This window comes from Psychrobacter sp. CoH-33_TS_01 (assembly GCF_058189395.1).
Genome location: NZ_JBVGQI010000027.1, coordinates 1 through 848 on the forward strand (window position 1 = coordinate 1; position 848 = coordinate 848).

Genomic DNA, 848 nt, shown 5'->3' on the forward strand with positions numbered 1-848 from the left:
GTAAGCGTGACCTTGACCGATGCGTTAGGCAACACCGCTACTGGCACAGCCACCGTAAATCCTGATGGCAGCTATGACACAGGTGCGATTGATACCTCAACCTTAGTCGATGGGGAGATCACAGCGACGGTTACCGCCACTGACAACAACGGTCAAGTGGTTGACATCACGGCATCTGAAGAGATGGATGCGACCGCAGGCGCTATTACGGCCATCGTTACACCAAACGATACTGATGACACGGTAGCGGTTACCGGTACCACAACCGATGTGGCGCCAGGGGCTACGGTAAGCGTGACCTTGACCGATGCGCAAGGCAGCACCGCTACTGGCACAGCCACCGTAAATGCTGATGGCAGCTATGACACGGGTGCAATTGACACCTCAGGCTTAGTTGATGGGGAAATCACAGCGACGGTTACCGCCACTGACAATAACGGTGAAGTGGTTGACGTCACGGCCTCTGAAGAGATGGATGCGACCGCAGGCGCTATCACGGCCATCGTTACACCAAACGATACTGATGACACGGTAGCAGTTACCGGTACCACAACCGATGTGGCGCCAGGGGCTACGGTAAGCGTGACCTTGACCGATGCGTTAGGCAACACCGCTACTGGCACAGCCACCGTAAATCCTGATGGCAGCTATGACACAGGTGCGATTGATACCTCAACCTTAGTCGATGGGGAAATCACAGCGACGGTTACCGCCACTGACAACAACGGTCAAGTGGTTGACGTCACGGCCTCTGAAGAGATGGATGCGACCGCAGGCGCTATCACGGCCATCGTTACACCGAACAATACTGATGACACGGTAGCGGTTACTGGTACCACCACTGATGT

1 pseudogene is annotated in these 848 nt (G+C 55.2%); it reads left to right on the forward strand.

The features are described from left to right. A pseudogene (locus ACZ2XM_RS15405) lies at nucleotides 1–848 on the forward strand (hypothetical protein); the annotation flags it as partial.